At 36.5% G+C, this 5,975-nt stretch carries 7 protein-coding genes; all 7 read right to left on the bottom strand.

What is annotated here, in order from left to right:
* Positions 1-36: 36 nt before the first annotated feature.
* On the bottom strand, positions 37-453 hold the full coding sequence (locus PBA01S_RS22230; RefSeq protein WP_052147338.1) for a hypothetical protein: 417 nt from the start codon (positions 451-453) through the stop codon (positions 37-39).
* 208 nt (positions 454-661) lie between these two features.
* Entirely contained in the window at positions 662-1,921 is a 1,260-nt protein-coding gene (locus PBA01S_RS22225; protein ID WP_127576762.1) for an STAS-like domain-containing protein, read from the bottom strand.
* Positions 1,922-2,170: 249 nt separating this feature from the next.
* Positions 2,171-2,944, bottom strand: a complete 774-nt coding sequence (locus PBA01S_RS22220) for a Cthe_2314 family HEPN domain-containing protein (RefSeq protein ID WP_127576761.1) — start codon at positions 2,942-2,944, stop codon at positions 2,171-2,173.
* Positions 2,945-3,115: 171 nt separating this feature from the next.
* Positions 3,116-3,616, bottom strand: a complete 501-nt coding sequence (locus PBA01S_RS22215) for a hypothetical protein (protein ID WP_009224831.1) — start codon at positions 3,614-3,616, stop codon at positions 3,116-3,118.
* Between the two features lie 305 nt (positions 3,617-3,921).
* On the bottom strand, positions 3,922-4,332 hold the full coding sequence (locus PBA01S_RS22210; protein WP_127576760.1) for a hypothetical protein: 411 nt from the start codon (positions 4,330-4,332) through the stop codon (positions 3,922-3,924).
* A 280-nt stretch (positions 4,333-4,612) separates the two neighbouring features.
* Positions 4,613-5,029 carry a GNAT family N-acetyltransferase gene (locus PBA01S_RS22205; RefSeq protein WP_028540214.1) on the bottom strand — a complete coding sequence of 139 codons (417 nt, stop codon included), beginning with the start codon at positions 5,027-5,029 and terminating at the stop codon, positions 4,613-4,615.
* A gap of 254 nt (positions 5,030-5,283) precedes the next feature.
* A complete protein-coding gene (locus PBA01S_RS22200) occupies positions 5,284-5,619 on the bottom strand; it encodes an HIT family protein (RefSeq protein WP_084628956.1) in 336 nt (111 codons plus the stop codon).
* Positions 5,620-5,975 lie beyond the last annotated feature (356 nt).

Below are 5,975 nucleotides of genomic sequence, written 5' to 3'. Positions count from 1 at the left end.
CGCGTGAAGACAGTGTTAGCAGAAGTTGCTTACCTCTTAGAACTCTCTACCAAACTTTTCTTTATATAATTGCTTTAGTATCAGTGTTAATTCACTATTGTTTTCATAATATATTCCATTCATATGGTGTGGGGTAAAATCTAATTTGACGTTACTCTTTTCATAAAACTTTAACCGAAATAACCATCCTGTTCGTCCTTCTTGGTTTGTATCCGGTATTAACTTTATATCTTTAATGTTTTTTATTATTGTTTTTATCTCTTCATTATTTGATACAGTTTTGCTTTCTCCTGAAGAACCGTCAACTAATTCAATTTGATCTATGCTTTTAACATCTCCGGGGTACAACTCAGCAAGTGTAATTGGTTTTAATTCTGTTATTGGTTTGCCATCATTACATCCAGTTAGAGAAATACAAACTAACAGGATTAAAAATGTTAAATGTATCTTCATGGTTTAACCTCTCTTTGGGCAATTTCTGCTAACGTTATTGTATTCACGACGTCCGACCACTTTAAGCAAACGTTGTGAGCGCCGTGATACCGTTAGGTGGTGCGGATGTGTCCCGGCAAATCCTTCTCCGACTTATCTTCCGGGACCGAGGCAGCTTGTCTGCCGATGCGTGAATAAAATGTTATACGCTGCTTCTGACATCTCGAAATTACGAAAAGTCTTTTACTAATGTTATATTCTGCATCCCATAACTCTGCACAATTCGTTGTACAAGAGCTTCATCAACAATTTTCTTACATACTGGATTAACATTGATAATTCTTATTAGTCTATTAAAATCAATCATTCCTAGTTCTACAGCTAATTTCCCAAACAATTCATCAGCAAATGAAGAAGCTACAACACCAATTTCATCCATATCAATTGATACTGTCTTCCCCTGATTTTGTACCAATAAATTCATTACAAGATTTCTAATTCTCTCTCCAGCGGGACGATTTCCAAAATTTGATGAGTGATCTGTTAATTTGAAAATTAAATCTCCTTGTTCACTTTCGAAATTTAATTCCATATAATTTGCAGGAATATGACCCCACAATGCTTTGGGTAAATCAATTGCAATTTGAGTATTGAATTGTAATTCTACACAAGTACCAAAATACTTAGGATAATGCCTTTCGGATCTAATCCTTCCATCAATTACTTGTACTCGACCTTTACCTGAGGTTATGAATAATGAACTATTACTTGCAACTGCAATAGCAACTGAACCTGCAAGGCCATTCCCTTGTCCATACTTTGGATTACTAGTAACTCCCTTTTTGATTGCATGTTCAATCGCAAGTCTGTCACTATGATATTCAGGAAATGCTTTTTGAATATTATATGGAATGCCTACACCAGAATCGCAAACAATTAATATTAGCTTATGATGTTCCTTATCGACTAAAACTTGAAGATAGCCAGTCTCAATTCCAGCATGAACTAGTATATTCCCAGCAATTTCATTAATTGTCCATTCAAATGCTTGTGGAACACCCTCTGCGAACACTAATTGTTTCATACATATCTCTAAAGCATTGTTAATCACTTCATCTAATTGATCGGAATTATCGAAAGAATGTAATGCAAAATTCTGATAGTTATTCTTATTAAATGATTGATTATTGTCTGGATCAAGGTAGTACAGCCAGTTAAGTCTTTGCATGTATTGTCTTGTTGATAAGTCTTTTGGTGGGATCACTTGAAATTTGATACCCTTTCGTCTAAATCTATCTAGTTCAGTAACAATTGGTAATACACCATTTGGATAAACTCTAGTTACGTTACCCAAATCAAGAATAACAAGTTTGGAATATTTTTTTATAATAAGCTCGAATAAGGCGACTTTTATATCAAGTGTTGCTGCCCAATTTAATCTGTCAGTTTTCATATAGATTTTGTTTTTATCAATTCCAATCTTGAACATGCTAGTACCCCCATGCTTGTTTATTTTTATATGTATTGCAGAAGTTGCGTATAACGTTCATGTGTTCACGACGCCGAGAGGCTTAAGGTCACGAATGTGACCGGCTGCGCTTGCGCAGTTAGCCTCGCAGGTGTGTCCGCCTGGATCTGCTTCTCTGCCACTGAAATGCCTCTTCGAATTTCTCTTCGGACATCGGGCGGACCGAGCAGCCGTTAGGCTGTGATGCGTGAACACGGTGTTAGCTGAAGTTCATGACTCCTCTGGATTGCTTTCAAGTGTTTCCTTTAAAAATGCTAGAAATGAAATCATCACATTGATTAGATCATTTATATTTTTTATGAATATCATTGAGGGGGTGTATTCTCCTATATCCATTGATATTCTGCGAATTTTACCATCTACAAATTCCTTTTTAACACCAGAACTAATATCATTTGGAGAAAAATTATGTGTAATATTATTCCTGAGTGTCTTGGATTCCTTAAATGCTTCTGAATTTTCGGTCTTTCCAATCTCATTAAATAATGCAGAATTCCTCTTTTTCAACTCATTTTTCACTTTGTCGTTAAAACGATGTTTAGGTTCAATATTAAATGAATAATAAGCGTTAATAATGTGAAAAATGGTGTCCCACGCAGAGGAAAATTTATAATAAAAAACATCAGTATAATAATCAAACATAGTTTTATAATGAAAAGTTTCCTCTCGAAAATGTGGAAAATACTGAATAGAAAGTTCCCCCCTGTTAGGATTTATGTACCATTCATCGTCTGGTATTCCCTTATTAAAATAATGCATCATAAAAATATAGCTAAGCCTTACCTGACCTAGTCTATTATTCAACATTCGAATCCAACTGTCTGTTTCATGTCTGGAAAAGAAAAAGTAAATGTTTTTTTCAGGAGGACTATATACAACTGATGGCCATTTTATCCTCAGATAAAGTTTGTCCGTTCTCGAATTTTTCTCTATTTCAATCATTTGATCTTTTGATGGGTGATCTAAATAATCACCAATCGACATACTTCTTTCACCCTTTCATGAATTTCAGCTAACGTTCCCGTATTCACGACGCCCAGCGAATGCTGGGTGTGTCCGGCTCTGCTTCTACTTCCACGAAATCCCTCTGCCGGACCGAGGGCGTATGCCCGATGCGTGAATATAATGTTATGTGATGTCAGCATCTTCTTCGAACTACTTAAGTCGGTTCTTTGATTTCTTTGCGATGGTTTTAAACTCTTCGTATTTCTCTCTCGATGCTTTAATTTTACTCTCAACAACATACGGGGCAGCAGCTGCTAAGTTAGGTAACTTCTCATTTATGTAACTGTATAATGATCTTTTCTCACTATCGGTTGGAACTATTGGAGCAACAGGTATAGGTAATGGTTTATCATCTACTTCTACTTCTTCGAGTAAACTCGGCATTCCAAAAGCAAAGAAATTATGAAAAGCTCTTTTCCTATCTACTTCTGTTTCTTCATAATTACCATTGGAATCTAATCGGAATCGGTCAAATTCGACCGTAAGCAATTGATGTGGCTTCCTGTCTTTATTTTTGTAAAATAAAATGACCTCAAGTACATTCTGATTTGCTAATTGAGGTACAGACTTATATTTGTGATTTTTGGGTTGAGAGATCTTTATAATCTTATCTCCATTAGAAGAAATGAATAAATATCTGCATCCAGTCATTCATACCACTCTTTCAATTTTTTATTTATGCTGATTTCACATAACGTTATCGTGTTCACGACGTCCCACCGACTTAAGGCACCGCCAGGTGACGGCTGCGCTTGCGCAGTTAGTCGGTGCGGATGTGTCCGGCTGATTCCGCTTCCCTGCTACTGAAAAGCCCCACCGAATAAACTTCTAACTCCTGCCGGACCGAGGGCCGAATGGCCCGATGCGTGAATACTGTGTTATAAGATGTCCCCGCCTTCATAGAATCACTGCCAAATTATTTATTAAATAAGACGGGAATTCCCGTCTTAAGATAACTACTTATTATCCTGTTCCATCATGGAAGCTATTTCTTTAAGTGGTTTTAGCATTTCAGAAGTTCCTTGTGGATTAGAGATTAATTGTTGAAAAAACATCATTCCAATTTGTTCGCCCATATCTTGTTTCTTTGGAATAACTGTTTCATTAACAATGGTAGTCATAGTATTCAATAATTGATCTTGGTTAGATAGTACGACTTTTTCTGTTACACTAGTTCTAGTTTCTATCTGATGAAGAAGATCTTTGGTACTTTCATAAAATTTACTAATCATCTCTTGAGTTTTATCAAAATTATCTTTACTCCGTTGTTCAGAGCGATTGGCAGAATACATTGCAAAAATAGCTAGAATAATCGAAACTATACCAACAAATAAAGATAACAAAGAGAGTACGTCCATCAACGACATAATGATCCCCCATTAACTTATTAAATTCTCACCCATATTGTAACAAATTCCCAACACCCTGTGTGTTATTGTCATTGTCTTTTTTATCTTTGCGGGGATTTCTTATAACGTTCTTGTATTCACGAAATGACCCAGCCTTAGATAGCTCTTATCTTAGGCTGGGTCGTTTGTTGTCTGAGCTTCTTCCATGATTATACATCTGGCAACCAAGGGGCGATAGCCCCACAGCGTGAATATGGTGTTATGTGAAGTTCCTGACCTCTTGTATCTGCTTTCAAAATCAGTCCTTTGTTAAAATGCATTTAAATCTTTCTATTCCGGGATACTTTTCCCCTAACCTTATTATTTGAAAACCGATTTTTCTATAAAAATCTACTGCATCCATATCGGTTTCGGCTTCAATTCTCCTTATTGAATTTTCTTGCATAAATTCTTTTATTAATTTCTTTCCTAATCCTTGTTTTCTCTTACTAGACTTTATTGCTATATGTTTTAATTCTACTTCATTCTCCGTCTGATTAATTACTCCGATAAGTCCAACCAATTCACCGTTTTCAATTCTACCTAGTAATTTTCTTGATTTATCATTTCTATACTGTTCATATTCTTGTAGTACTCGTTCTTCATTTGGATATATACATTCGGATAGTAAACTTATTAGTTCCTTTTGATTTATATAATCTTTTAAGTTAATCATCTTCGATTTCACCTGATTTATAATATTAATTTCTTTCAGGAATTTCACATAACGTTGTTGCATTCACGAATCCGAGAGGCTTAAGTGAGCTTAGCGAACGGGTCGATAGACTTCGCCTCGCAGGAATTGTCCGCTGATTCTCTTCTCCGAAATCCCTCTTGCGGACCGAGGGGCAGCTTTAGCTGACCCGATGCGTGAATGCGGTGTTATATGATGCCTACGCCTTCTATGATCTACTTAACATATTATTCTTCTTAGTTCCTAACCTTTTTCCCATATGCTACATGCCAATGTAGATGTTTAGATTCTTGGTATTCACCTAGGTTAGTTACTATTCGGCAAGCTCCATGATTCGATATTATTGTCTTTGATACATGCGACACTACTTCCAGTAGTTCTATAAGTAATTGATGGTCTTCAGCATCCATAAGGCTTATCAGAGAATTAATATGCTTCTTTGGAATAACAACAATATGTACTTCGTAAAACGGACGTGTATGATGATACGCTAGTACATTATCAGTCTCTAAAACTTTATTTACTTCAATATTTCCACTCAACACTTCGTCACAATAAAAATCGTTCGTCAAAGTATCACCGCCTAATAAAATTGGAAATGCTCAGGCTGGTTCATAAATTTCTTCTGTGATTTAACATCTATGTTTAAATGTTTGCGTAGGTTTCATATAACGTCTTTGCATTCACGAACCCTCACTGGCTTAAGCTGCCTGGCCGATCCACAGAGGATCAGGCCGCCGGGTCGAAGACTTAGCCAGTGCAAGGTTGTCGCCTGACTTGCTTCTCCGAAATGCCTCGGGAGACCGAGGGACGGCGTATGCCGGACCGATGCGTGAATGCGGTGTTATCAGATGTTACCGGCATCCTCGACTCAACTAGTTCATACTAAATCCATATAAATATTACTCTGTATAAACTTTTTTAATTG

The organism is Paenibacillus barengoltzii NBRC 101215, from assembly GCF_004000745.1.
Lineage (GTDB): Bacteria > Bacillota > Bacilli > Paenibacillales > Paenibacillaceae > Fontibacillus > Fontibacillus barengoltzii.
Note: the sequence above shows the minus strand (reverse complement) of the source record. Positions and strands in the feature narration are given on the sequence as shown.